The sequence below is a fragment of the Methylobacterium planeticum genome, assembly GCF_008806345.1.
Taxonomy (GTDB): Bacteria; Pseudomonadota; Alphaproteobacteria; order Rhizobiales; family Beijerinckiaceae; genus Methylobacterium; species Methylobacterium planeticum.
This window is the reverse complement of record NZ_VZZJ01000002.1, coordinates 349,194-372,152: the sequence shown is the minus strand read 5'-3', so window position 1 is coordinate 372,152 and position 22,959 is coordinate 349,194. Positions and strand designations below refer to the sequence as shown.

23 protein-coding genes are annotated in these 22,959 nt (G+C 73.1%); 10 read left to right on the top strand and 13 right to left on the bottom strand.

Going from position 1 to position 22,959, the window contains the following annotated elements; genetic code table 11:
• The first annotated feature begins 209 nt into the window (after positions 1-209).
• From metX to F6X51_RS03610, 3 genes are read left to right on the top strand one after another with little or no spacing between them, the layout of a single operon-like run.
• Positions 210-1,424, top strand: coding sequence for a homoserine O-acetyltransferase MetX (gene metX / locus F6X51_RS03620; RefSeq protein WP_150961824.1), 1,215 nt, complete (start codon positions 210-212; stop codon positions 1,422-1,424).
• A complete protein-coding gene (gene metW / locus F6X51_RS03615; protein WP_150961823.1) occupies positions 1,421-2,137 on the top strand; it encodes a methionine biosynthesis protein MetW in 717 nt (238 codons plus the stop codon). The genes metX and metW overlap by 4 nt, the downstream gene beginning before the upstream one ends.
• 13 nt (positions 2,138-2,150) lie before the next feature.
• The gene (locus F6X51_RS03610; RefSeq protein WP_150961822.1) at positions 2,151-2,645 is read left to right on the top strand and encodes a P-loop NTPase family protein; all 495 of its coding nucleotides are present in this window, start codon (positions 2,151-2,153) and stop codon (positions 2,643-2,645) included.
• Between the two features lie 3 nt (positions 2,646-2,648).
• Here F6X51_RS03610 and F6X51_RS03605 read toward each other — a convergent pair whose 3' ends face one another.
• From F6X51_RS03605 to F6X51_RS03580, 6 genes are all read right to left on the bottom strand, one after another.
• Positions 2,649-3,809 (bottom strand): GGDEF domain-containing protein, encoded by a 1,161-nt coding sequence (locus tag F6X51_RS03605; RefSeq protein WP_150961821.1) that lies wholly within the window; start codon positions 3,807-3,809, stop codon positions 2,649-2,651.
• Positions 3,810-4,096: 287 nt separating this feature from the next.
• Positions 4,097-5,398 (bottom strand): HlyC/CorC family transporter, encoded by a 1,302-nt coding sequence (locus F6X51_RS03600; RefSeq protein ID WP_150961820.1) that lies wholly within the window; start codon positions 5,396-5,398, stop codon positions 4,097-4,099.
• Positions 5,399-5,471: 73 nt separating this feature from the next.
• Positions 5,472-5,930, bottom strand: coding sequence for an arsenate-mycothiol transferase ArsC (locus tag F6X51_RS03595; protein ID WP_150961819.1), 459 nt, complete (start codon positions 5,928-5,930; stop codon positions 5,472-5,474).
• A 55-nt stretch (positions 5,931-5,985) separates the two neighbouring features.
• Positions 5,986-6,465 (bottom strand): UPF0262 family protein, encoded by a 480-nt coding sequence (locus F6X51_RS03590; protein ID WP_150961818.1) that lies wholly within the window; start codon positions 6,463-6,465, stop codon positions 5,986-5,988.
• Between the two features lie 74 nt (positions 6,466-6,539).
• The gene (gene hisD / locus F6X51_RS03585; protein ID WP_150961817.1) at positions 6,540-7,835 is read right to left on the bottom strand and encodes a histidinol dehydrogenase; all 1,296 of its coding nucleotides are present in this window, start codon (positions 7,833-7,835) and stop codon (positions 6,540-6,542) included.
• A 59-nt stretch (positions 7,836-7,894) separates the two neighbouring features.
• Positions 7,895-8,368, bottom strand: coding sequence for a DUF2948 family protein (locus F6X51_RS03580; RefSeq protein WP_150961883.1), 474 nt, complete (start codon positions 8,366-8,368; stop codon positions 7,895-7,897).
• A 239-nt stretch (positions 8,369-8,607) separates the two neighbouring features.
• Here F6X51_RS03580 and F6X51_RS03575 point away from each other — a divergent pair, with 239 nt between their 5' ends.
• On the top strand, positions 8,608-8,952 hold the full coding sequence (locus F6X51_RS03575; protein WP_246696594.1) for a hypothetical protein: 345 nt from the start codon (positions 8,608-8,610) through the stop codon (positions 8,950-8,952).
• 179 nt (positions 8,953-9,131) lie between these two features.
• Here the strand turns inward: F6X51_RS03575 and murA are convergent, their stop codons facing one another.
• Together murA and F6X51_RS03565 are read right to left on the bottom strand one after the other, a co-directional pair.
• On the bottom strand, positions 9,132-10,421 hold the full coding sequence (gene murA, locus F6X51_RS03570; protein WP_150961816.1) for a UDP-N-acetylglucosamine 1-carboxyvinyltransferase: 1,290 nt from the start codon (positions 10,419-10,421) through the stop codon (positions 9,132-9,134).
• Positions 10,422-10,546: 125 nt separating this feature from the next.
• The gene (locus F6X51_RS03565) at positions 10,547-10,765 is read right to left on the bottom strand and encodes a hypothetical protein (RefSeq protein WP_150961815.1); all 219 of its coding nucleotides are present in this window, start codon (positions 10,763-10,765) and stop codon (positions 10,547-10,549) included.
• Positions 10,766-11,071: 306 nt separating this feature from the next.
• On the opposite strand from F6X51_RS03565, the gene hemA reads away from it, so the two are divergent.
• The 3 genes from hemA (at position 11,072) to F6X51_RS03550 (ending at position 13,668) form a co-directional block, all read left to right on the top strand.
• The gene (gene hemA, locus F6X51_RS03560; protein ID WP_150961814.1) at positions 11,072-12,358 is read left to right on the top strand and encodes a 5-aminolevulinate synthase; all 1,287 of its coding nucleotides are present in this window, start codon (positions 11,072-11,074) and stop codon (positions 12,356-12,358) included.
• A 104-nt stretch (positions 12,359-12,462) separates the two neighbouring features.
• The gene (locus tag F6X51_RS03555) at positions 12,463-13,020 is read left to right on the top strand and encodes a DUF4337 domain-containing protein (protein ID WP_150961813.1); all 558 of its coding nucleotides are present in this window, start codon (positions 12,463-12,465) and stop codon (positions 13,018-13,020) included.
• Between the two features lie 108 nt (positions 13,021-13,128).
• Entirely contained in the window at positions 13,129-13,668 is a 540-nt protein-coding gene (locus F6X51_RS03550) for a phosphate-starvation-inducible PsiE family protein (protein ID WP_150961812.1), read from the top strand.
• A gap of 23 nt (positions 13,669-13,691) precedes the next feature.
• On the opposite strand, the gene F6X51_RS03545 is transcribed toward F6X51_RS03550, so the two are convergent.
• The 3 genes from F6X51_RS03545 to F6X51_RS03535 form a co-directional block, all read right to left on the bottom strand.
• On the bottom strand, positions 13,692-14,339 hold the full coding sequence (locus F6X51_RS03545) for a nucleotide-binding protein (RefSeq protein WP_150961811.1): 648 nt from the start codon (positions 14,337-14,339) through the stop codon (positions 13,692-13,694).
• 210 nt (positions 14,340-14,549) lie between these two features.
• Positions 14,550-16,874, bottom strand: coding sequence for a Tex family protein (locus F6X51_RS03540; RefSeq protein ID WP_150961810.1), 2,325 nt, complete (start codon positions 16,872-16,874; stop codon positions 14,550-14,552).
• A gap of 107 nt (positions 16,875-16,981) precedes the next feature.
• A complete protein-coding gene (locus tag F6X51_RS03535; protein WP_150961809.1) occupies positions 16,982-17,416 on the bottom strand; it encodes a YybH family protein in 435 nt (144 codons plus the stop codon).
• A gap of 188 nt (positions 17,417-17,604) precedes the next feature.
• On the opposite strand from F6X51_RS03535, the gene F6X51_RS03530 reads away from it, so the two are divergent.
• Positions 17,605-18,300: a helix-turn-helix domain-containing protein gene (locus tag F6X51_RS03530; protein WP_246696593.1), complete on the top strand. Its 696-nt coding sequence runs from the start codon at positions 17,605-17,607 to the stop codon at positions 18,298-18,300.
• A 68-nt stretch (positions 18,301-18,368) separates the two neighbouring features.
• On the opposite strand, the gene F6X51_RS03525 is transcribed toward F6X51_RS03530, so the two are convergent.
• Entirely contained in the window at positions 18,369-18,887 is a 519-nt protein-coding gene (locus F6X51_RS03525) for a TspO/MBR family protein (RefSeq protein WP_150961807.1), read from the bottom strand.
• 201 nt (positions 18,888-19,088) lie between these two features.
• Between F6X51_RS03525 and F6X51_RS03520 the strand changes: the two genes are divergently transcribed.
• The gene (locus tag F6X51_RS03520; RefSeq protein WP_407658426.1) at positions 19,089-20,219 is read left to right on the top strand and encodes a trans-sulfuration enzyme family protein; all 1,131 of its coding nucleotides are present in this window, start codon (positions 19,089-19,091) and stop codon (positions 20,217-20,219) included.
• A gap of 135 nt (positions 20,220-20,354) precedes the next feature.
• Positions 20,355-20,825, top strand: a complete 471-nt coding sequence (locus F6X51_RS03515; RefSeq protein ID WP_150961805.1) for a hypothetical protein — start codon at positions 20,355-20,357, stop codon at positions 20,823-20,825.
• 81 nt (positions 20,826-20,906) lie between these two features.
• Here the strand turns inward: F6X51_RS03515 and mdoH are convergent, their stop codons facing one another.
• Entirely contained in the window at positions 20,907-22,853 is a 1,947-nt protein-coding gene (gene mdoH / locus F6X51_RS03510; protein WP_150961804.1) for a glucans biosynthesis glucosyltransferase MdoH, read from the bottom strand.
• Between the last annotated feature and the right edge of the window lie 106 nt (positions 22,854-22,959).

Here is a 22,959-nt window from a genome sequence, read left to right as displayed (position 1 = left end):
GCACGGGGCGACCGCACGCGGACACGGGGCGACCGCGCGGGAGGAAGGCCGCCATGCGCGCACGCGGACGCAGCCACGCCCGACCCTTTCGTTGACGGCCGGTTGCGCGCACACTACCTCCGTTGGGCGAGGGACGACGGCGCCCGCCGGTGCCGGTCGCCTCGCGCGCCGTGGCTTCGAGACGGCGGCAGCCCCTTTCCAGACGCGTCATGGACACCATTCCGGACACTGCCCTGAAGCCGGATCCCGTCGCCGAGGCCGGCCCGCGGGCCCGTCCCGCCGCGGACCGGCCCCAGGCCCTCGATCCGCGCAGCCTCGTCGCCCGCTTCGGCACCGACGAGCCCCTGGCGATGGATGCGGGCGCGCGGCTCGCGCCCTTCCAGATCGCCTACCAGACCGCCGGCAGCCTCAACGCCGAGCGCTCGAACGCGGTGCTGATCTGCCACGCGCTCACGGGCGACCAGCACTTCGCCCACACGCACCCGGTCACCGGCAAGGCGGGCTGGTGGGAGACCCTGGTCGGCCCCGGCAAGCCGATCGACACGGACCGCTACTTCGTGGTCTGCTCGAACGTGATCGGCTCCTGCATGGGCTCCACCGGCCCGGCCTCGATCGACCCGGCGACGGACCGGCCCTACGGGCTCGACTTCCCCCTCGTCACCATCCGCGACATGGTCCGGGCCCAGGCGATGCTCCTCGACCGGCTCGGCATCCGCGACCTGTTCCTCTGCGTCGGCGGCTCGATGGGCGGCATGCAGGTGCTGCAATGGGCGGCCCTCTATCCCGAGCGGGTCTTCGCCGCCCTGCCGATCGCCACGGGGCCGCGCCACTCGGCCCAGAACATCGCCTTCCACGAGGTCGGCCGGCAGGCGATCATGGCCGACCCCGCCTGGGCGGACGGGCGCTACCTCGAGGCCGGGACCCGCCCCGCCAAGGGGCTCGGCGTCGCCCGCATGGGCGCGCACATCACCTACCTGTCCGAGCCGGCGCTCCACCGGAAGTTCGGGCGCCGCTTCCAGGGCGGCTCGGCCCCGACCTTCTCGTTCAACGCCGACTTCCAGATCGAGAGCTACCTGCGCCACCAGGGCCTGAGCTTCGTCGAGCGCTTCGACGCCAACGCCTACCTCTACCTGACCCGGGCGATGGACTATTTCGACCTCGCCGAGGACCATGGCGGCGTGCTCGCCAAGGCCTTCCAGGGCACCCGGACCCGGTTCTGCGTGATCTCCTTCACCTCGGACTGGCTGTTCCCGACCTCGGAATCGCGCGCCATCGTGCACGCCCTGAACGCCGCCTCGGCGCCGGTCGCCTTCGTGGAGATCGAGAGCGACAAGGGCCACGACGCCTTCCTGCTCGACGAGCCCACCCTGTTCTCGGCCGTCCAGGGCTTCGTCGACGCGGCGGCCCGGGCGCGCGGCCTATGAGCGGACGCGACGAGATCACCCTCGGGAACGCCGCCGATTCGGCCCCCTGGGACGCGGCCGAGCGCCTGCCCCACGGTGCCGAGGCCGGGGGCGCGCGGGTCGATCACATCGTGGTGCTCGGCCTCGTGCCGCCGGGGGCGCGGGTGCTCGACATCGGCTGCGGCGACGGCTCCCTGCTGGCACTCCTGCGCGACCGCCGCGGCGTCGACGGGCGCGGCATCGAGTTGTCCCGCGAGGGGGTGAACGCGTGCCTCGCCCGCGGCCTGCCGGTGATCCAGGGCGACGCCGACACGGACCTCGCCAACTACCCCGACGACGCCTTCGACGTCGTGGTCCTGTCCCAGACCATCCAGGCGACGCGCAACCCCCGCATCGTGCTGGAGCATCTGCTGCGCATCGGCCGGCAGGTGATCATCTCCTTCCCGAATTTCGGGCATTGGCGGGTGCGGGCCGAGCTCGCCTTCCGGGGCCGGATGCCCGTCACCGAGATCCTGCCCGAGGCCTGGTACGAGACCCAGAACATCCACCACTGCACCATCCGGGACTTCGTCGGCCTGTGCCGGGAGATCGGCGCCCGGATCGAGAAGGCCACGGCCCTGGACGCCCGGGGCCGGCCGATGCGCTTCTCGATGCCGTGGTGGTTCTGGAACCTGATCGGCGCGCAGGGGGTGTTCCTGCTGCGCCGGGGCGGCCCGGCACCGGACATCCGCTAGGGACGGGCGCGCCATGCGCCGCGTCGTGATCCTCGGGCCCCCGGGAAGTGGCAAATCGACCCTGGCACGGCACCTCGGCGCCCGCCACGGCCTGCCGGTCTTCCATCTCGACCAGGCCTACTGGCAGCCTGGCTGGGTGGCGAAGGACGCGGACGCCTTCCGCGCCGAGGTGGCGCGCCTCGCACACCGGCCGGCCTGGGTCATCGACGGCAATTACACGGACACGATCGGCCCGCGCCTCGCCGCCGCCGACACGCTGATCTACCTCGACGTGCCGTCCTGGCTGTCGGTGCTGCGCGTGCTGCGCCGGGCCATCGCGCATCGCGGACATGTCCGGGCGGACGCCGCGGCCGGCTGCCCGGAGCGCCTGGAGCTCGCCTTCCTGCGCTTCGCCTGGTCTTGGAACCGCACGCGGCGCGCGCGCAGCCTCGCCCTCGTCGAAACCTTCGCGGGCCGTCGGATTGTCCTGCGCGGGGTCGACGCGCGGCGGCCCGTGGGCTTGGGCTGAGCCTCAGGCCGCCCGCTCCAGCGGCGGCACCGAGATCTCGACCCGGTTCCGCCCGTTGCGCTTCGCCCGGTAGAGGGCGTCGTCGGCCCGCCGCAGCAGGGTGTCGAAATCCCGGCCCGAGGCCTCGCTCGTGGCGACGCCGACGCTGGTGCCGACGCGCAGGCGCGGCAGGGCCGGCACCGCGAGGTGGGCGAGGGCGCCGCGCACCAGGGTGGCGCGGGCGAGCGCCGCCTCGGGGCCGTGGTCGGGGATCACGCAGGCGAATTCCTCGCCCCCCATCCGGCCGAGCAGGGCGCCCGGGGGCAGCAGCGCCTGGGCCGTGCAGCAGAACCCGACCAGGACCCCGTCGCCGACCGCGTGGCCGTAGGCGTCGTTGATGCTCTTGAAGTGGTCGAGGTCGAACAGGAGCAGCGACACCGGGCGGTCCGGGTCGGCCAGGAGCGCTTCGGCCGCCGCCACGAAGGCGCGACGGCTCGCGATCCCCGTCAGCGGGTCGGTGTCGGCGGCCTGGCGCTGCTCGCGCTCGGCCCGCTCCTTCGTCAGGGCCATGAAGGTGAAGGCGATCGCCACCGTGAACAGCATGCCGCCGAAGCACAGGATCGCGAGCCAGGGCGAGTCCATCACGGCCCCGGCACTCGGCAGCGGCGCCACGAGGGCGAGGGGCACCCGCACCCAGTAGAGCACCGCGTAGGCCCCGAGGAGAACGATGGCGGGATAGCGCGAGACCAGGGCCTCGGCCCGCCCGCGCCAGACGTCGAGGGCGCCCGCGGCGCAGAAGCCGCCGGCGATCGCCGAGGCCAGGATCACCCGGGCGGCCATCGAGCCGTAGAAGGCCGGCACGAGGCAGAGCAGCCCCCAGAGGGCGCCGCCGGAGAGCGCGATGTCGAGGCGCAGGCGCCGGCCCTCGAAGGCGCGCACCCCGCTCCAGATCAGCCCGTAGGCCCCGATCATCACCGTGTTGGCGACGCCGATCGAGGCCCAGTCCGGGATCACCCCGCGCAGGGCGAGGAGCGCCGACGCGCAGGCGCCGCCGAGATGCGCCACGCCCCAGATCGCCAGCGCGTGGGTGCGCCGGGCCTGCCCCCAGGACAGCAGGAACAGCGTCCCGACCATGAAGGTCACGACGACGGTCACCAGCAGCAGGGTCGGCGTGTCGAGGCGCATCGATCTCCTTCCGGCATCCGCGGCCGGCCCAACCCGCCGCGACACCCAGCCCCGTCGGTAGGACCGCCATGCCGAAGGCAAGGTTGAGGCTATCGCTCAAATGCGACCCAAAGGTTGCTTTGATCGGATTCCGACCCGGTCAATCCCCGCCGGGTCTGGCTCCGTACCGGGCGTGATGCGGATCGGCCACAGGAATCGCCCACAGGAATCGGCCCCGAACGGGACGGCCGCGCAGCCTCGGGCGCGAGGATCCGTTAACGTTGCACGTGAAAACCCCGTGCGGCCCCTCACCCCTCCTCGCGCTTCGCCGCCGGGGTCGGGTCGAGGGGGGTGATGCGCAGGGTGGTGATGCGGTTCTTGGCCTTGCGCAGGACCTGGAAGCGGAAGCCGTGGAAGTTGAAGGCGGTGCCCTGGTCGGGGATCGCCCGGGCCTCGTGGATGACGAGGCCCGCGATGGTGGTGGCCTCGTCGTCGGGAAGGTTCCAGTCCATGGCCCGGTTGAGGTCGCGGATCGGCACGCTGCCGTCGGCGTTGACGGAGCCGTCCCCCTGCGGGCGCACCCCCGAGACCGTGACGTCGTGCTCGTCCGCGATGTCGCCGACGATCTCCTCCAGGATGTCCTCCAGGGTGACGAGGCCCATCACCTCGCCGTACTCGTCGACCACGAGGGCGAAGTGGGTCTTCTTGGCCAGGAACGCCTTGAGCTGGTCGCGCAGGCTTGTGGTGTCGGGCACGAACCAGGTCTCGAGGGCCAGGGCCTCGACCCTGAGGCCGGAGGCGTCGCCGCCCGCCGCGTCGAGGGCGCGCAGGAGGTCCTTGGCGTGGAGCACCCCCACGATGTTCTCCGGCGTGCCGCGCCAGAGGGGCATCCGGGTATAGGGCGAGGACAGCACCTCGCGGACGATGTCCTCCGAGGGCAGGTCGGCGTTGATGATGCGCATCTTGGTGCGGTGGACCATCACCTCGGAAACCGAGAGGTCGGAGAGGTCGAGGAGGCCGCCCAGCATGTCGCGCTCGGCCTTGGCCACGCCGCCCTCCCGGTGCAGCAGGGCGACCTGGCCGCGGATCTCCTCGGTGGGCGACAGGATCGACTGATGCGCCCCGATGGTGATGCCGAAGGGGCGCAGCATCAGCCGCACCAGGCTCTCGATCGCCACCGCCAGCGGCCCGAGCACCGCCACCATGAAGGCCACGGGGCGGGCCATCATCAGGGCGGCCCGGTCGGGGGTGCTGATCGCCAGGGTCTTGGGCAGCACCTCCGCGAAGACGATGACGAGGACCGACATGCCGGCGGTGGCGTAGAGCACGCCGCTCTTGCCGAAGACCGCCGTCAGCACGCTGGTGGTGAAGGCCGAGGCCCCGATCGCCACGATGTTGTAGCCGATCAGCATGGCGCCGATGAAGCGCTCGCGCATCGCCAGGATGCGGTTGACGATGCCGGCCCGGGCATCGCCCCCGGTCTCGAGGGAGAGCATCCGGGCCCGGGAGGCCGCCGTGAAGGCCGTCTCGGCGCCCGCGAAGAAGGCCGAGAGCAGGAGGGAGATCACCACGATGCTCGCGGCGAGCCAGAGGTCGGTGTGGGTTTCCATCAGGCCGGTATGTTCGCCCGCGCGCGGCCCGTAAAGCCGGCGCGCGGTGCGGGCCGCGCGGCGCCTCCCGGCCTCAGCCCTTCAGGCGGGACTTGATCCGGTAGGTCAGGCCGTCGCGCACGTCGCGGTAGGCGTCGAGGCGTTGCTCGCGGGCGGCGTCCTGCAGGGCGGTCGGGTCGGGGGTCGGCCAGTACTCGACGTCGGCCGCGAGCGTCCGGGTCAGTTCCAGGGCGGCGTGGTGAGCCTCGGGCGCGAGGGTGATGATGAGGTCGAAGTTCAGCCCCTCCCACTCCTCCAGCTGGTCGAGGGTGCGGGGTTTGTGGCGGGAGGCGTCGATGCCGATCTCGTCGAGGGCCGCGACCATGAAGGGATCGGCCGGCTCCCCCGAGCGCACGCCCGCCGACTGCACGTAGATCGACTTGCCGAAATAATGGCGCGCGATCGCCTCCGCCGCGAGCGAGCGCACGGCGTTGAAATTGCACATGAACAGGGCCGACTGCACCCGCTTCCTCTTCGGGACGGCGTGGTCCATCGCCCGCCTCGCTCTCAGGCCGGGGCGCTCGGGGAGGCGCGCATCGCCACGCGCCTCAGCCCTTCCAGTGCAGGGCGAAGATCAGGGTGAACAGGCGGCGCGCCGTGTCGTGGTCGAGGTCGACCTTGCCGTCGAGGCGTTGCTTCAGGGTCTCCGAGGCCTCGTTGTGCAGGCCGCGGCGGCCCATGTCGATGGCCTCGATCTGGGTCGGCGAGGCGGTGCGGATGGCGTTGTAATAGCTCTCGCAGATCATCTCGTAGTCGCGGATCACCCGCCGGAACGGGGTGAGCGAGAGCAGGTGCGTCATCACCGGCTCGCCCGCGGGCGTCGAGATCGCGAAGGAGAGCTTGTTCTCCACGAGGCCGAGAGTGAGCGCGTAGGGCCCCTCGCGCCCCGGGATCGCGAAGCGGTTGTCCTCCAGGATGTCGAAGATCGCGATGGCGCGCTCGTGCTCCTGATCCGGGTTGCCCCGCCCGATCGACTCGTCGTCGAGGGTGACCGCCGCGAGGCGGTCCTTGCCCTTCGCCTCGCTCATGCGGATGCCTCACCCCCGTCGCGGAATCGCCCGCGCCCCGGCTCTCGTCCGCCGGGGTCGCAAGCTCGCCAGTATCACAGGTTCAGGCGGATCGCGACGGAGCGGGCATGGCCTTCGAGCCCCTCCGAGCGTCCGAGGGCGATCGCGGCCGGGCCGAGGGCGCGCAGAGCCTCGGCGTCGCAGCGCAGGATCGTGGTGCGCTTCATGAAGTCGAGGATGCCGAGGCCCGAGGAGAACCGGGCCGAGCGGGCGGTCGGCAGCACGTGGTTCGGGCCCCCGACATAGTCGCCGATGGCCTCCGGGGTGTGCGCGCCGAGGAAGATCGCCCCGGCATTGCGCACCTGCGCGGCCAGCGCCTCGGCGTCCAGGGTCTCGATCTCGAGGTGCTCGGGGGCGAGGCGATCGACGAGGGGAACCGCCTCCTCGAGGGTCCGTACCAGGATGATGGCGCCGTAATCCTGCCAGCTGGCGCGGGCGATCGCGGCCCGGGGGAGGCTCGTCAGCGCCCGCTCGACCGCGGCCTCCACCGCCCGGGCGAGGTCCGGGCTGTCGGTGATCAGGATCGACTGGGCCGCCGCGTCGTGCTCGGCCTGGGCCAGGAGGTCGGCGGCGATCCAGTCCGGGTTGGCGTGGCCGTCGGCGAGGATCAGCACCTCGGAGGGGCCCGCGATCATGTCGATCCCGACCTGCCCGAAGACCCGGCGCTTGGCCGCCGCCACCCAGGCGTTGCCGGGGCCCACGATCTTGGCGACCGGCGCGATGGTGGGGGTGCCGTAGGCCAGGGCCGCCACAGCCTGGGCGCCGCCGACCCGGTAGACCTCGTGCACGCCCGACAGGTGGGCCGCCGCGAGGACCAGCGGGTTCACGACGCCCTCGGGGGTCGGCACCACCATGACGATGCGGGGCACGCCGGCGACCCGGGCCGGCACCGCGTTCATCAGGACCGAGGAGGGATAGCTCGCGGTGCCGCCGGGCACGTAGAGGCCGACCGATTCGAGCGCCGTCCAGCGCCACCCCGCGCTGACGCCGAGGCTGTCGGTGGCCATGTGGTCCGCCGGCATCTGCTGGCGGTGGAACGCCTCGATCCGCTCCGCCGCGAGCTTCAGGGCCGCCAGGGCCTCGGGCGGGCAGGCGTCGAGGGCCTCGGCGATCTCGGCCTCGGCGACCCGCAGATGCGCCTCGGAGAACGTGGCGCCGAGGCGGTCGAGGCGGCGGGTGTAGTCGACGAGGGCCACATCGCCGCCCGCGACGACGCCCGCGATGATGCCCCGCACGGTCTCGTCGACATCCTCCGAGATCTCGCGCTTGACGGTGAGCAGGCGCGTGAAGTCCTGCGCGAAGCCGGGGGCGGTGCTGTCGAGGCGAACCATCGGGGATGTGCCGTCCTGTCGGGAAGGGGCGGGATTGCGGGCCGGGGTCGGCCTGGGGCTCAGTTCGGCGCGGCGCCGAGGCGCGGCGGCGGGCCGGGCTCCAGGTCCGGCGCGTGGACCGGCTGCGACTCGGTCTCCCAGACGGGGCCGAGATCCTTCATCCGGACCTCGATGCACTCGACGTCGAGGCGGATCGCGGCGCCCCCGGAGAAGATCAGCGTGACGGTGCCCGAGGGCGCGTCCACCGGCTCGAACGTCACCGCGAGCAGGCTCAGCGCCGTCTCGGCCCCCTGCCCCGGCGCGATGCCGCGGGTGCGGACCCCGAGCACGCGCTCGAAATGCACCCCGGCGAGCCGGCGCCGCGGGGCCTCGCCGTCGCGGATCGACCAGTCGAAGCGGCGCACCGCCAGGACGAAGCGGTGCTCGGCGGCCAGGTAGGTGAGGTCGCCCGCCCGCAGGACCGCGTCCTGCAGGTGGGCCGAGATCACGGTGAGGTCCTCGGCGTCGAGGGCGGCGAGCTTGAGGAGCTCCATGGCGAGGCAGTCGCGCTCCGGCAGGCGGGATGCCTGCGTCAGGTCGATGGATGGGCTGGAGGCGTAGGTAGCGAGGCGATCCCCGTCCGGCAACCGTCGGCCGTGCCGGGGCGGGTGCGCCGGCGACGATCCGCGGGCGCCGCGCCGCCGGTTCGACGGGGCGGAGAGGCGGCCGGGCGGCCTCAGGCGGCGTTCATCTCACGGGATTACAGTCGCGCCAGGACCCGTATCGGACGACGATGGAGACCTTGACGGTGAAGCGCATCACGCTCGCGGCGATCGCCGCCCTGACCCTCGGCACGACGCTCGGCGCCGTCGGGGCCAGCGCCCAGTATTACGGCGGCGACGATTACGGCGGCCGCCGCTACGACCGGCGCTACGAGGACGACCGCTACGACCGCCGCCGCGGCTACGATGAGGACCGCTACGAGCGCCGGCGCGATTTCGGCCCCCCCGGCGGCCGGCGCAGCAGCATCTGCGTCACCGCCCGCGGCAATTGCATGACGCGCCCGGCCCCCTTCAACTCGGCCTGCGGCTGCGAGGTCCCCGGCTTCGGCTTCAAGCGCGGCCAGATCGGCGGCTGATCCGGGCGGGAGGAACGGGCGCTCCGGAGCGGTCGCATCCCTGACCGCACCCCTCAACCGCACGGGAGAAGGGGCTTCGTCGTGCGTCCCGGGCCCGCTTGCCGCCCGCAGCGACGGCCCGAGGCTGCGGGGGCGCGGCGCCCCGCCACGCGGCCGGGGCGCGCATCCCGGCCGCGCGGTCAGCTTCGGACGCGCTGGATCTGGGCGCCGCAGCGGCCGAGCTTGGCTTCGAGGGCCTCGAAGCCGCGGTCGAGGTGGTAGACCCGGTTGATCTGGGTCTCGCCCTCGGCCGCCAGCCCCGCGATCACGAGCGAGACCGAGGCGCGCAGGTCCGTGGCCATCACGGGGGCGCCCTTGAGGCGCTCGACCCCCTCCACGATGGCGAGGTCGCCCTCGAGCCGGATCTTGGCGCCGAGGCGGGCGAGTTCCTGCACGTGCATGAAGCGGTTCTCGAAGATGGTCTCGCGGATCTGCGAGCGCCCTTGGGCCAGCGTCATCAGCGCCATGAACTGCGCCTGCAGGTCGGTGGGGAAGCCCGGGAACGGGTCCGTCGTCACGTCGACGGCGGCGATGCCGGCGCCGTTGCGGCGGATGCGGATGCCGTCCGGCACCGTCGTCACCTCGGCGCCCGTGGTGGCGAGCACGTCGAGGGCCGCGTGCAGCAGGTCGGCGCGGGTGTTCTCCAGCGTGACGTCGCCGCCGGTCATCGCCACCGCCATGGCGTAGGTGCCGGTCTCGATCCGGTCCGGCAGGACCTCGTGACGGGCGCCGTGCAGCCGCGAGACGCCCTCGACCGCGATGCGGGGGGTGCCCGCCCCCTCGATGCGGGCACCCATCTTGATCAGGCACTCGGCGAGGTCGACCACCTCCGGCTCGCGGGCGGCGTTCTCGATCACGGTGGTGCCGTGGGCGAGCGCCGCGCCCATCAGGGCGACGTGCGTGCCGCCGACCGTGACCTTGGGGAAGCGGATGTCGCCGCCGCGCAGGCCGTTCCGGGTCTTGGCCACGACGTAGCCGCCGTCGATCTCGATCTGCGCCCCGAGGGCCTCCATCGCCATGATCAGGAGGTCGACGGGCCGGGTGCCGATGGCGCAGCCGCCGGGCAGCGAGACCCGGGCCTCGCCGAAGCGCGCGAGCAGCGGCGCGATCACCCAGAAGCTCGCCCGCATGGTCGAGACGAGGTCGTAGGGCGCCGTCGTGTCGATGATGTTCGAGGCGGTGAGCCGGATGGTCTGGCCGGTCTCGGTGGTCTGGCCCGGACGCTTGCCGACCACCATGTGGTCGACGCCGTGATTGCCGAGGATGCGCGACAGCGACGCGATGTCGGCGAGGCGGGGCACGTTGACGAGTTCCAGCGTCTCCCCCGTCATGAGGCTCGCGATCATGAGCGGCAGGGCGGCGTTCTTGGCGCCCGAGATCGGGATCACGCCGTTGAGCGGCGCGCCCCCGGTGATGTGGATGCGGTCCATGTCGGTCCTCTGGGGCGCCGCGCCGCGCGGGCGGGACGGCGCCGGTCATTCCCCTGGGGGCGCGTTGTCGCGCCCGGTTCGTTACGGCCACGTATAGGGCAGTTTTGGCGGAAAGGGGACCGGGATCAGGCGCCGGGCTCGGCCGCGGGCGCCGCGCCCTCCTGCGCGCCTTCTTGCGCGCGCTCCCCGGCCTCGGGGGTTTCGGGGGCCGTACCGGCGGCATTCCCAGGTTCGCGGGCGTCGGGCGCGGCCCGCTCGCGGCCCTGCGCCTTGCGCCGCCGCAGGTTGTCCCTCAGCGCCGCCTTCAATCGCTCGGCGCGGGCGGGATCGTTCTTCGTGCTCATGCTGCGCGACCCATCGTCGCCCGGACCTCGTGTGGGCTTTGCCCGATGCGCATACCGGATGCAAAGCAGGGATGTTGGAACCCAGCTTGAACCGATTCCAAATCCGCCTGTATCCTAGCCCCGACGGCGCCCGGTAAAGACGCCCGCAAGGAAACACCCTCCCTCTGATGCGAGATCGGGCGGGACCCGCGCAAGGCCTCCCGGAACGAGGGCTCGAAAGCGAGCGGGCCCCTCCTCGACGATCCCGCTCCGGGCCGCGCATCGGTCGCCCGGTCAGCCACGCGAAGGACGAGCCCCTTGACCCGCATGCCCGCGACGACGACGACGCCCGACACGATTCCGGCTCCGGGCAGGGGCACCGATTACGAGGCGCATTTCCGCGGCGCGCTGGAGCGCCTGCACGGCGAGCGCCGCTACCGCGTCTTCGCCGACATCGAGCGCATCGCCGGCCGCTTCCCGACCGCCAACTGGCGCCGGTCCGACGGCTCGATCCGCGAGATCACGGTCTGGTGCTCGAACGATTACCTCGGCATGGGCCAGCACCCCGAGGTGGTCTCGGCCATGACCCAGACCGCGCTCCGCTGCGGCGTCGGCGCGGGCGGCACCCGCAACATCGCGGGCAACAACTCGCCGCTGGTCGATCTCGAGCGCGAGCTCGCCGACCTCCACGGCAAGGAGGCGGGCCTCGTCTTCACCTCGGGCTACGTCTCGAATCAGGCCGGCATCTCGACCATCGCCAAGCTGATCCCGGATTGCCTGATCCTGTCGGACGCCTTCAACCACAACTCGATGATCGAGGGCGTGCGCCATTCCGGCTGCGAGAAGCGCGTCTTCCGCCACAACGACCTCGCACATCTCGAGGAACTGCTGGTCGAGGCTGGCGACCGCCCGAAGCTGATCGTGTTCGAGAGCGTCTACTCGATGGACGGCGACGTCGCGCCGATCGGCCGGATCTGCGACCTCGCCCGGCGCTACGGCGCCATGACCTATCTGGACGAGGTCCACGCAGTCGGCCTCTACGGGCCGCGCGGCGCCGGCATCGCCGAGCGCGACGGGGTGATGGACCGGGTCGACGTGATCGAGGGGACGCTGGCCAAGGGCTTCGGCTGCGTCGGCGGCTACATCACGGGCTCCGGCATCCTCTGCGACGCGGTGCGCAGCCACGCCGCCGGCTTCATCTTCACCACCGCGCTGCCCCCCGCGATCGCGGCGGCCGCCCGCGCCTCGGTGCGCTACCTCAAGCGCTCCGGCGAGGAGCGGGCGGCGCACCAGCGCCAGGCCCAGAAGACCAAGGCCGCGCTCGAGGCCGCGGGCCTGCCGGTGCTGCAGACCGAGACCCATATCGTGCCCGTGATGGTGGGCGACGCCGAGCTCTGCAAGGCGGCGGCCGACCACCTGCTCGAGCGCCACGGCATCTACATCCAGCCGATCAATTACCCGACCGTGCCGCGCGGCACCGAGCGCCTGCGCATCACCCCCTCGCCGTTCCACGACGAGGCGCGCATCACCAAGCTCACGGCGGCGCTGGCCGAGACCTGGGACACCCTCGACCTGCCCCGCGCCGGCACCGTCTTCGTCGAGGCGGCGGAGTAGCGCCGCCGCGTCTCGTCCGGCCTGCCCCGGCCCGCCCGCCGGATTGCCAGCGCGCCCCGGATAGGCTGTGACTCGCCCCCAACGAATCAACAGGGGGCATCGACATGTCGGGTGGTCACGGGGCGATCGAGGGCTCGAACAGGCGCGTCGCGCTGCTGATCTCGGTCCTGGCCCTCTGCCTCGCCTTCAGCGAGACGGCGGGCAAGGGCGCGCAGACCGAGGCGCTGAGCGCCAATGTCGAGGCCTCGAACCAATGGGCCTACTTCCAGGCCCGCACCATCCGGGGCACCGTGGTGAAGACCGCCGACGAGGCGCTGGGGCTGCTGCCCCCGGGCACGAACGACGCGGCGATCCAGGCCAAGCGGGCCGAGTGGGCCAAAACCCTGGCGCGCTGGGACTCCGAGCCCGCCACCGGCGAGGGCCGCAAGGAGCTCGCCGAGAAGGCCAAGGCGAGCCAGGAGAAGCGCGACCTCGCGCTGCACCGCTACCACCATTACGAGCTGGCCTCAGCCGCCTTCCAGATCGGCATCGTGCTGGCCTCGGCCGAGGTCATCACCGGCATCACCGCCCTGGTCTTCGCGGGCGGCCTGCTCGGCCTCGCGGGCGCCGTGATGCTCGGCTTCGGATTCTTCGCCCCCCACGTGCTCCACCTGTTCGGCTGAGATCCTTCCGCCCGATCACGGGAGATTGATCGGCGGCGCGGCGCGGCGCCGCCTGGACGGCGGCGCCCGGCTCCTGTCTCATCCCGGCACGGAGGTCGGGAGGACCGCATGGTCGAGGGATCGGAAGAGCACCACGGCCGCCTGACGCGGGTCTCCGCCTTCATCTTCCTGCATACCGAGCACGCGATCTACGCCGCGCTCGGCCTGCTCCTCGCCGTCACGGCGGTCCTGGCACTGATCGACGCGGCGGGGCTGACCTGGGAGGCGCTCCACACCCTCGGCGGCGCGCAGCAGCTCCTCGAGATCGTCGACCGGCTGCTGTTCCTGCTGATGCTGGTCGAGATCCTGCACACGGTGCGGGTCTCGATGCGCTCGGGCAAGTTGACCTGCGAGCCCTTCCTGATCGTCGGCCTGATCGCCTCGATCCGGCGCGTCCTCGTGATCACCCTGCAATCCTCGGAGATCATGCACGCCAAGGAATGGTCGGCCGAGAAGGAGGCGCTGTTTCGCGCCTCCATGATCGAGCTCGGCGTCCTGGCCGGCCTGATCCTCACCATGGTCCTGTCGATCTTCCTCCTCCACCGCGCCCGCGACGACGACCGCCCGGCGGGCGAGGAGGAGCCGGGACCGGAGAACAGCAGCGCCTGAGGCGGGCCCGCCCCGTCGCCCGTTCAGGCGGGCGCCGGCCCGAGGCGACCCCGGATCCAGGCCCACAGGCGCCGGATCTCATCCGCGGCCTTGCCGCCCGGGGCGTGCTCCGTCACCCCGAGCCCGAGGCCGAGGGCGTCCTGGTGGTCGACGCGCAGGTTCACGGTCGGCTCCGCCAGGACGCCGAGCCGCTTCAGCCTCTCGGCGAAGGCGAGCGTGCGGGCGCCGTGCTGGCTGGGACATTGGTTCAGGACCAGCGCCAGCCGGTCCCCCATGCCGAGGCGGGCCAGGGCCTCGATCGTCGGGCGCGTCGCCAGGAGGTCGAGGCGGGAGGGCCGGGCCGGCACGAGCACGAGGTCGGCCGCCCGCAGGGCGGCGATGCTTGCGTGCGCGGCCTGGCCGCCCGCGTCGAGGACGGCGAGCGTGACGCCCCGCGGCACCAGGGCGGCCAGGATCTCCGGAAGCTGGCTCAGTTCCCAGAGCTGGACCCGGTCGACGGCCGGATCCGCGGCGGCACGCAGGGTCTTCCAGCTCCAGAGCGAGCCCTGCGGATCGAGGTCGAGGGCGACGACGCGCTCGCCGCCCTGAGCCGCCGCGACGGAGAGCGAGGCGGCCAGGGTGGTCTTGCCGGCCCCGCCCTTCTGGCTCGCGATGGTGAGGATGCGCGTCATGCCGGCATGCCCGGATCCGTCTCCCGCGCGCTGGCCGCCGGCGCTCCCGCCGCCCTGGCCCGAAATCGGCGCCGGCGCGGCGGATCCCGCGCCCGGCCACCGCAGGCCGTTGCTTTAGCAACGATCCGCGGTGGCCGATACGGCCCGGGGCCGGAACCCCACAGGCGCCGCACGGTCCGAGATGGGCGTCGGCGGCTGCCGGGACGTGCCTCAGCCCTTCCGGCCGGGCGGGGCGTCCTTCGCGCGGGCCGCCCGCCGCAGGGCTTCGGCGAGGGCCCCGTCCGGCGCGGCGGCGGCGGCGGGGCGCGGGGCCGGCCGGGGCGCATGATCCGGCCGCGCCCCGGCCCGGGCCGGCCGGGCGCCGTCGTCCGACCGCATCGAGAGAGCGATGCGCTTGCGGGCCGGGTCGACTTCGACCACCCGCACCCGCACCACGTCCCCGGGCTTCACCACGTCGCGCGGGTCCTTCACGAAGCGGTCGGCCAGCATCGAGATGTGGACGAGCCCGTCCTGGTGGACGCCGATATCCACGAAGGCCCCGAAGGCCGCCACGTTGGTGACGACGCCCTCGAGGCGCATGCCGGGCCGCAGGTCGCCGACCTTCTCCACGCCCTCCTGGAAGGTCGCGGTGCGGAAGGCCGGGCGGGGGTCGCGGCCCGGCTTCTCCAGCTCCGCGATGATGTCGGTGACGGTGGGCAGGCCGAAGCTCGCATCGGTGAAGCGCTTCGGGTCGAGGCTGCGCAGCGCCGCGCCGTTGCCGATCAGGCCGCCGATCGGCTGGCCCGTGGCCGCCAGGATCTGGCGCACCACCGGGTAGGCCTCCGGGTGCACGCCGGAGGCGTCGAGGGGGTCGTCGCCGTTGCGGATGCGCAGGAAGCCGGCGGCGAGCTCGTAGGCCTTCGGCCCGAGCCCCGCCACCTTCTTGAGGCTCGCCCGGCTGCGGAACGGCCCGTTGGCATCGCGGTGGACCACGATGTTGCCCGCGACCCGCTCGGTCAGGCCCGAGACCCGGGCGAGGAGCGGCGCCGAGGCGGTGTTCACGTCGACGCCGACGCCGTTCACGCAATCCTCCACCACCGCGTCGAGGGAGCGCGACAGCTTCCCCTCCGCGAGGTCGTGCTGGTACTGCCCGACGCCGATCGCCTTCGGCTCGATCTTCACCAGCTCGGCCAGCGGATCCTGCAGCCGCCGGGCGATCGAGACCGCCCCGCGCAGGGTCACGTCGAGGCCGGGCAGCTCGGCCGACGCGTAGGCGCTGGCCGAGTAGACCGAGGCGCCGGCCTCCGAGACCATCACCTTGGTGAGGCGCAGCTCCGGCTGCTTGGCGACGAGCTCGGCCGCGAGCCGGTCGGTCTCGCGCGACGCCGTGCCGTTGCCGATGGCGATCAGCTCGACCCCGTGGGCGCGGCAGAGCCCGGCCAGGGCGACGAGGGCGCCGTTCCAGTCGCGCCGGGGCTCGTGCGGGTAGATCGTGTCGGTGGCCACCACCTTGCCGGTGGCATCGACCACCGCGACCTTCACGCCGGTGCGGAAGCCCGGGTCGAGGCCGAGGGTCGGGCGGGGCCCGGCGGGCGCGGCGAGCAGGAGATCGCGCAGGTTTCCGGCGAACACCGTGACGGCGCCCGCCTCGGCGATGCCCCAGAGGCGCGCGCGCAGGTCGGTGTCGAGGGCGGGCTTCAGCTTGGCGCGCCACGCCCGCCGGACGGTCTCGGCCAGGAAGCGGTCGCCGGGTCGCCCGCGCCCGGAGATCCCGAAGGCCCTGGCGATGCGCAGCTCCTGCCAGGAGGGCTGGCCGGCCGGCGCCGTATCGCCCGGCGCGTCGCCGAGGTCGAGGTCGAGCACCTCCTCCTTCTCGCCCCGGAACAGGGCGAGGATGCGATGCGATGGCAGCTTCGTCAGAGGCTCGGCGAAATCGAAATAGTCGGCAAACTTCTCACCCGCGGCGGCCTTGCCCTTGCGCAGGCTGGCGACCATCCGGCCGCGCTGCCAGCTCGTCTCGCGCAAGGATCCGACGAGTTCCGGCTCCTCGCTGAAGCGCTCGATCAGGATGGCGCGGGCGCCCTCCAGCGCGGCCTCGATGTCGGCCACGCCCGCCTGCGCATCCACGAAGGGGCGGGCGGCCGCCTCCGGCCCCTGGTCGGGCCGGGCGAGCAGGACCTCGGCCAGGGGCGCGAGCCCGGCCTCGCGGGCGGTCTGCGCCTTGGTGCGCCGCTTCTGTCGGAAGGGCAGGTAGAGATCCTCGAGCCGCGCCTTGGTCTCGGCCTGGAGGATCCGGGCCCTGAGGGCGTCGTCGAGCTTGCCCTGCTCGCCGATGCTCTCGAGGATCGCGGCGCGGCGCGCCTCGAGGTCGCGCAGGTAGCCGAGGCGCTCCTCGAGGCTGCGCAGCTGCGCGTCGTCGAGGGCGCCGGTGGCCTCCTTGCGGTAGCGGGCGATGAACGGCACCGTGGCGCCGCCGTCGAGGAGGTCGACCGCCGCCCGGACCTGGGCCTCCGCGACGCCGAGTTCGGTCGCGATGCGCCGGGTGATGTCGCTCATGGCCTCTGTCCCTCTCGCCTGGCCCTCTCGCCTGGGCCGCGCTGTCCACGGGCCGCGTTGTCTAGCGGGAGTCGGGCCCGGCTCCAATGGGCCGTCCGGGCGCGGGCTCAGGCGTCCGGCGGGGAGCCCGGCCGGGCGGCGCGCGCGTGCTCCGGGTGGATGTTCCAGCTATGCGCCTTGATCAGCCAGGCGCCGTCCTCCTCGTGCAGCAGCGTCAGGTAGTTGCCGGCGACGTTCGCGGTGTCGCCGTCCGGCGTGTTGACGTTGGCGTGCCATGTCCCGGCGCTCGAGGCCATCAGGCCGCCCCCGCCGACATGCTGCATCGTGATGACGAGGTGGTTCCAGACCTTGGCCGCCTCCCGGGCCCAGGCTTCGATCGCCGCCCGGCCCGCCACGATGGGCTGCCCGACCGGGACCAGGATGCCGTCCTCGGCGAAGAGGGCGGCGAACCCCGCCGGGTCCTCGTGGCGGTTGACGGCGTCCTCGTAGCGCAGGCGCGCCGCGTCGAGGGTCTTGGCGAAGGCGTCCGGCTCGTCCTGCATGATCCCTGTCCTCCGGCACCGATCGCCCCCGCAGGATATCATGCGCCGGCTACGATGGGCCGGCCGCTCCCGATCGTACCGAACCGGCCACGGCCCTGTGGCGGTCGGCGCGGCGGCGGACTATGGTTCGGGCCATGGCACGCGCAGCCTCCCCTTCCCGCTCCCCCGACCCCAAGCCTCTCGACCCCATGCCTCTCGACCCCGTGCCTCTCGACCCGACGCCCCCCGACGCGACCGGAGCCGACGCGTCCGGAGCCGACGAGGCGGGCACGGACCTCGCCACCGTCTCCAGCGCGCCGGCCGAGCGCCCGCGCAGCCTGGAGCGGGCGCTCGGCCATCAGATCCGGACCCTGCGCCGGGAACGCGACCTGTCGGTCTCCGACCTCGCGGCCGCCGCCGGAATCTCGCTGGGCATGGTCTCGAAGATCGAGAACGGGCAGATCTCGCCCTCCCTCTCCACCATCAACGCGGTGGCGGGCGCCCTCAACGTGCCCCTCTCCTCGCTGTTCTCGGCCTTCGAGGAGAAGCGCGACTGCTCCTATGTCCGGGGGGGACAGGGCGTCATCATCGAGCGGCGCGGCACCAAGGTCGGGCACGTCTACGAGCTGCTCGGGGCAGCGCTCGGGGGCGACGTGGTGGTCGAGCCCTACCTGATCACCCTGCGGGAGGATGCGGAGGCCTATACGGGCTTCCGGCACGCGGGCGTCGAGTTCATCTACATGCTCTCCGGGGAAGTGGTCTATCGCCACGCCGACCGCAGCTACACGCTCGCGCCGGGCGATGCCCTGCTGTTCGATTCCGGCGCCGTGCACGGGCCCGAGAGCCTCGTCGGCTTCCCGATCTCCTACCTGTCGATCATCATCTACCCGCGCCAGGCGAGCTGAGCCGGCGCGGGGCTGGAGAGAGGGTGAACGATCTGTCTCACGTGAAAACCCGGCGTTAACCGTCCCGCTCAGTTCAACCGCAGGATCGCGGCGTTGAGGAGCGTCGCAAAGCCGACCCAGGCGGCGTAGGGCACGAGCAGCCACGCCGCGGGGCGGTCGTGGCGCCAGGCCAGCCGGATCGTCCACAGCACCATGACGAGGAGGGCCGCCACCACCACGAGCGCCGCCCCGATGGCGTGGGCCGAGAAGAAGACCGGGCTCCAGGCGGCGTTCAGGGCGATCTGCACCAGGAAGACCGCGAGCGTCAGCCACCAGCCCTGCCGCAAGGGGCCGGTGTCGGGCTTCGCCCCGAGCAGGCGCCAGAGCGAGACCGCGATCATCGTGTAGAGGACGGTCCAGGCCACCGGGAACAGCCAGTTCGGCGGGTTGAAGCTCGGCTTCGCCAGCCCCTCGTACCAGAGCGGGATGTTCTCCTGCGTCGAGATCGAGCCGATGAAGGCCGTGGCGGCGACGGGCAGGATCGCGGCGGCGAGGCGCAGCCAGGGCGAGAGCGCGGGCCCCGCGGGGACGTGGGTGGCGGTCGGCATCGGGGCGGCATTCCTCGGCGGCGGCTCGGATCCAGGGTTGCGGCGCCGGCACGGTTCGTGTCAGGCGGCGGCCCTGTTTCGCCACGCACGGGGACCGCCATGCCACAGCCTAATTCGCCGGAGTACGGCGCGGATCAAGGAGGGGCTGCGGAAAATACGCCCAATGGCGGCTTTTCCCGGCGCAGCCTCGCCGCGCAGGCCATGGGGCGCATCGACCCGGTGACGCGGGCCGTGGTGGCGCCGCTCCACGTCTCGACGACCTTCATCCGCGACCCCGACAACGCCTATTCGTCGGGCTTCGCCTACGCGCGGCCCGACAACGCCACGGTGCGCGAGGCCGAATCCGTCATCGCGATGCTGGAGGAGGCGGCCGCGGGCGCCCTTCTGTTCGGCTCCGGCATGGCGGCCGCGACCGCGGTGTTCACGGCGCTCGAGCCCGGCGACCACGTGGTCGCCCCCAAGGTGATGTACTGGGCCCTGAAGCGCTGGCTGCGCGAGGAGGCGCCCCGGCGGACCCTGACGGTCGAGTTCGTCGATGCCGACGACCTCGACGCCCTGCGCGCCGCGATGCGCCCGGGCCGGACGAAGCTCGTCTGGATCGAGACCCCCGGCAACCCGCTCTGGACCATCACCGACATCGCGCAGGCCGCCGACATCGCGCACGCGGCCGGCGCCCGGCTCGCCGTCGATTCGACCGCCGCCTCGCCGATCCACACGCGCCCGCTCAGCCTCGGCGCCGACATCGTGATGCACTCGGCCACCAAGATCCTCAACGGCCATTCGGACGTGGTGGCGGGCGTGCTGGCCGGCGCCAAGCCCGACGCGTTCTGGGCCCGGATCGGGGCGATCCGCGCGGGCGGCGGCGCCATCCTCGGCCCGTTCGAGGCCTACCTGCTGATGCGGTCCCTGCGCACCCTGCCGCTGCGGGCGGCGGCGCAGGCCGCGAGCGCCCTCGACCTGGCGCAGCGCCTCCGGGGACACGCCTTCGTGCGTTCGGTGCTCTATCCGGGCCTGCCCGAGGATCCCGGTCACGCCGTCGCGGCGCGCCAGATGCAGGGCGGCTTCGGCTACATGCTGTCGATCCGCGTGGCGGGCGGGGAGGCCGCCGCGATCGCCACCGCCGCCGGCGTGCGCCTGTGGAAGCGGGCGACCTCCCTCGGCGGCGTCGAGAGCCTGATCGAGCACCGCGCCTCGGTCGAGGGGCCCGGCACCCCCTGCCCGCCCGACCTGCTGCGCCTGTCCACCGGCATCGAGGACCCGGCCGACCTCTTCGCCGACCTCGACGCGGCCCTGTGGTCCGCCCATGGCGGCGCGGGGAACGAGCCGGCCTGAGGGGATCGGCGGCTTTTTTGAGCGGGGCGGCGTGCTGATCGGCGTTTCCGCGCGTTGTGCCGGTGCCATTCGGGCGGCGCTCCGCGCCGCCAGCCCACTCAGCCGGCGCCCTGCGCCGCCAAGCGAGGACGCGCCATGATCGACCCGAGATCCTTCCTCACCGCCGCCGCGGCGCTGGTCGCGCTCGCCGGACCGGCCTCCGCCGCCGGAGGGGTGCCGAACCTCGACATCGAATCCACCTGCAAGTCGGCGGCCTCGGCGAGCGCGAGCATCAGCGACAACGCCAGCGTCGAGGGCTGCCTCCGGTCGGAGCGCGACGCCCGCAAGGAGGCCGAACGGCGCTGGGGCGACTACACCCCGGCCGCCAAGAACCAATGCGAGAAGCAGTTCCAGGCCGGCGGCTACCCCTCCTACGTCGAGATGGTGACCTGCCTCGAACTCGCCAGCGGCACGGTGCCGACCCAGTCCGGCGGCGGACAGGCGGCGGGCGGTCCCGGCGCGCCGAAGCGGCCCGCGGGCAGCGAGGAGCGGGGCTCGAGCAACCTCACCTCCGAGCCGAGCGCGGGCCAGCGCACCAACCCGATCGAGACCCTGAACAAGCAGTAGGTTCCGGACGCGATACGGGCGGCCCCGCCTCCCGGCCGGGCCGCCCGTGCGGCGCCCGACGGCGCGGTCTCGGCGGATCGTTCAGGCCTCGTCGGCGGCAGCGATCCAGACGGCGGGTTCGCGGGGCGCCGTGCGGGCCGGAGCCGGGGCGTTGCGGCTCTGGGCGAGGTCGGCGAGTTCGGGTGCCTGCGCCGTGTCATCGGCGGTGAGGAACAGGCCGCGGGCGCGGGCGAGGCGCCCGAGGTCGGCCCGGCTCGTCAGCACGCTGTGGGCCGGGCTCGTCAGCAGCGCGAAGGCGATCGGGGCCATCCAGAGGGCGAGCCAGAGGTCGCCCGCATAGACCAGGAAGGCCGCGAGGCACCCGCCCACCACGAGGGCGTCGGCCTGGAGCCGGCAGGCCTCGCCCCAGGGCACCCGGCGGTCGTCGCGGACCTGCGCGTCCCAGCGAACCACGCGGCCGACGAAGGTCGAGAGCACGGCACCCGCGGTGAACAGCGTCATCACCGGCCAGAGCAGGACCCAGACCACCTGTTCCAGGGCCGCGCTCTTCAGCAGCGCGGCGGCGCCCCCGAAGGCGGCCCGGCGCTCGGGCGAGGCCAGCACGTGGCCGAGGCTGAGGAGCTTCGGCAGGGCCAGCACCGCGACCGCGAGGGCGGCAAGCCCGTGGGCCGCGGCGCCCGAGCCGGTCAGGCCATAGCCGAGGAGACCGAGATCGCCGGTCCCGGCCGCGAGCCAGGTGCCGGTGACGAGGAACGCGATCCAGAGGGGCAGCACGCAGTAGGAGAGGATGCCGACGAGGAGGTGCCAGCGGCTCGCCGCGCGCAGGCCCGGCATCGGCACCACGCGCAGGTGCTGCATGTTGCCCTGGCACCAGCGACGCTCGCGCCCGAGGAGGTCGACGAGGTTCGTGGGCATCTCCTCCCAGGTCCCGCCCATCTCGGGGAGCAGGCGCACCTCCCAGCCCGAGCGGCGCAGGAGCGCGCCCTCGACGATGTCGTGGCAGAGGATCTCGCCGCCGAGCGGCGCCTTGCCGGGGAGGACGGGGAGCTGGGCGTTGTTCGCGAAGGCCTCGATCCTCAGGATCGCGTTGTGGCCCCAGTAGCTGCCGTCCGGCCCCTGCCAGGTCTCCAGGCAGCGCAGCGCCAGCGGCGCGTAGAGGCGCACGGCGAATTGCTGGATGCGGGCGAACAGGGTGTCGCGGCCGGCCGCGTAGGAGACGGTCTGGATCAGCCCGACCTGGGGGCTCTCCTCCATCAGCCGCACGAGGCGGCGCATGCTCGCCCCGGTCATCAGGCTGTCGGCGTCGAGCACGATCATGTAGTCGTATTCGGGCCCGTAGGTCTCGCAGAACTCCGCGATGTTGCCGGCCTTGCGCCCGCGGTTCTCCCGCCGCCGCCGGTAGCGGATGCGCGGGATGCCGGGGCCGGCCCCGCGGCGCCAGGCCTCGATGCGGGCGAATTCGTGCTCCTCCACCGCCGCGATGGCGCCGTCGCGGGTGTCGGAGAGGACGAAGATGTCGAGGTCCGAGCCGTCGCCGCCCTCGCGGGCCAGCGAGCGGGCCATGACGCGCAGGGCCGCGAAGACCGCCACCGCATCCTCGGCGTGGATCGCCACCACGGCCGCCGTCCGGCTGAGGCCCGTGGCGCGGGTCGGCAGCGCCTCCGCGCGGCGCTCCAGCGCGGATTTCGCGCGGTCCCCGAGGACGGCGGCGGCAAGTCCGTAGACGTACTGCCAGGCGACGAAGGATTGCCACCCCATCACGAGGCAGAACAGGACGAGGACGCTGCCGGCGAGCCAGCCGGCCGGCGGCCCGTAGGCCGCGACCGCCAGGACCGCGATGGCGAGGCCGGTCGCGAGGGTGGGCAGGGCCAGGGCGAGGCGGCGCCAGGCGAGGGAGGCGCCGCGCCCGCCCGGCTGCCAGGCTTCGGGGACGACCGGCCGGCTCGCCGGCAGGACCGCCGACAGCTCCACCGGCAACGGCTTCGAGGCCGGGACCTTGGCCGCCGGAGCCTCGAGCGAAGGAATCATGTCCGGCCGAACCTCGACTGCCGGAGCGTCTTGCGACAACGGTGTGGTGGACATGGGGCTCGTGAAACTCAAGCGTGGAGGGACACCGAACCCGTCACCGGAGATC

Coding starts and splice junctions, on each gene's coding strand:
- F6X51_RS03565 (WP_150961815.1), bottom strand. CDS start 10,765: ATGAGCACGAAGAACGATCCCGCCCGCGCCGAGCGATTGAAGGCGGCG.
- F6X51_RS03610 (WP_150961822.1), top strand. CDS start 2,151: ATGCGCCGCGTCGTGATCCTCGGGCCCCCGGGAAGTGGCAAATCGACC.
- F6X51_RS03525 (WP_150961807.1), bottom strand. CDS start 18,887: ATGCCGACCGCCACCCACGTCCCCGCGGGGCCCGCGCTCTCGCCCTGG.
- F6X51_RS03545 (WP_150961811.1), bottom strand. CDS start 14,339: ATGACGCGCATCCTCACCATCGCGAGCCAGAAGGGCGGGGCCGGCAAG.
- hemA (WP_150961814.1), top strand. CDS start 11,072: ATGCCCGCGACGACGACGACGCCCGACACGATTCCGGCTCCGGGCAGG.
- metX (WP_150961824.1), top strand. CDS start 210: ATGGACACCATTCCGGACACTGCCCTGAAGCCGGATCCCGTCGCCGAG.
- F6X51_RS03540 (WP_150961810.1), bottom strand. CDS start 16,874: ATGAGCGACATCACCCGGCGCATCGCGACCGAACTCGGCGTCGCGGAG.
- F6X51_RS03550 (WP_150961812.1), top strand. CDS start 13,129: ATGGTCGAGGGATCGGAAGAGCACCACGGCCGCCTGACGCGGGTCTCC.
- F6X51_RS03530 (WP_246696593.1), top strand. CDS start 17,605: ATGCCTCTCGACCCCGTGCCTCTCGACCCGACGCCCCCCGACGCGACC.
- F6X51_RS03600 (WP_150961820.1), bottom strand. CDS start 5,398: ATGGAAACCCACACCGACCTCTGGCTCGCCGCGAGCATCGTGGTGATC.
- mdoH (WP_150961804.1), bottom strand. CDS start 22,853: ATGATTCCTTCGCTCGAGGCTCCGGCGGCCAAGGTCCCGGCCTCGAAG.
- F6X51_RS03555 (WP_150961813.1), top strand. CDS start 12,463: ATGTCGGGTGGTCACGGGGCGATCGAGGGCTCGAACAGGCGCGTCGCG.
- F6X51_RS03515 (WP_150961805.1), top strand. CDS start 20,355: ATGATCGACCCGAGATCCTTCCTCACCGCCGCCGCGGCGCTGGTCGCG.
- F6X51_RS03605 (WP_150961821.1), bottom strand. CDS start 3,809: ATGCGCCTCGACACGCCGACCCTGCTGCTGGTGACCGTCGTCGTGACC.
- F6X51_RS03575 (WP_246696594.1), top strand. CDS start 8,608: ATGGAGACCTTGACGGTGAAGCGCATCACGCTCGCGGCGATCGCCGCC.
- metW (WP_150961823.1), top strand. CDS start 1,421: ATGAGCGGACGCGACGAGATCACCCTCGGGAACGCCGCCGATTCGGCC.
- F6X51_RS03535 (WP_150961809.1), bottom strand. CDS start 17,416: ATGCAGGACGAGCCGGACGCCTTCGCCAAGACCCTCGACGCGGCGCGC.
- murA (WP_150961816.1), bottom strand. CDS start 10,421: ATGGACCGCATCCACATCACCGGGGGCGCGCCGCTCAACGGCGTGATC.
- hisD (WP_150961817.1), bottom strand. CDS start 7,835: ATGGTTCGCCTCGACAGCACCGCCCCCGGCTTCGCGCAGGACTTCACG.
- F6X51_RS03590 (WP_150961818.1), bottom strand. CDS start 6,465: ATGAGCGAGGCGAAGGGCAAGGACCGCCTCGCGGCGGTCACCCTCGAC.
- F6X51_RS03580 (WP_150961883.1), bottom strand. CDS start 8,368: ATGGAGCTCCTCAAGCTCGCCGCCCTCGACGCCGAGGACCTCACCGTG.
- F6X51_RS03595 (WP_150961819.1), bottom strand. CDS start 5,930: ATGGACCACGCCGTCCCGAAGAGGAAGCGGGTGCAGTCGGCCCTGTTC.
- F6X51_RS03520 (WP_407658426.1), top strand. CDS start 19,089: ATGGGGCGCATCGACCCGGTGACGCGGGCCGTGGTGGCGCCGCTCCAC.